General features: G+C 43.3%; 1 protein-coding gene (only partly in view). It reads left to right on the top strand.

Annotation, left to right across the window (positions count from 1 at the left end; translation table 11 throughout):
* Nucleotides 1–153: 153 nt before the first annotated feature.
* Nucleotides 154–504, top strand: the 5' portion of a protein-coding gene (locus HQM11_21445; protein ID MBF0353603.1) for a type II toxin-antitoxin system VapC family toxin. 24 nt of this gene lie beyond the right edge of the window; only the first 351 of its 375 coding nucleotides appear in the window; it begins with the start codon at nt 154–156; its stop codon lies off the right edge, out of view.

Below are 504 nucleotides of genomic sequence, written 5' to 3'. Positions count from 1 at the left end.
AGAAGAGAAAGATCAGGAGATGAAATCTTCCCGATGGAGGGGCTTGATGCAACGCATCGAATCCACTGCCATTTCTTCGGAAACCATCGATTTTATGTTGGAAACCTCCAGGGTTTTCCGGGAAGAATTCACTTTCCATCATGACCAGGATGCATGAAATACTTACTGGATACGGATACTCTCACTTTTCTTTATCGGAAAAATTCCCCGGAGCATGTCGCCATTCGATCCAAAATTTGTTCCTTGCGAGAGTCTGATCAACTCACGATTTCCATTCTGACTCTGTTTGAATTGGAATACAGCCACTATTTGTCGGATGATAGGAAAAAATCTGAAATTCGGGAAATGGTGAATTCCGTGATGAGTGAATTTGAGATTTTACCGCTATCGTCGCAATCCGCCGCGATCTATGGAGTCTTGAAAGGGCAACTCAAGACATCTCGTGAGATCACTGCCAAAAATATGAAGAAATTTAACATTGATATCATGCTGGCCGCCACAGCC

Source organism: SAR324 cluster bacterium, assembly GCA_015232315.1.
Taxonomy (GTDB): domain Bacteria; phylum SAR324; class SAR324; order SAR324; family NAC60-12; genus JADFZZ01.
The sequence above is the reverse complement of the archived record's forward strand: the minus strand, read 5'-3'. Positions and strand labels throughout refer to the sequence as shown.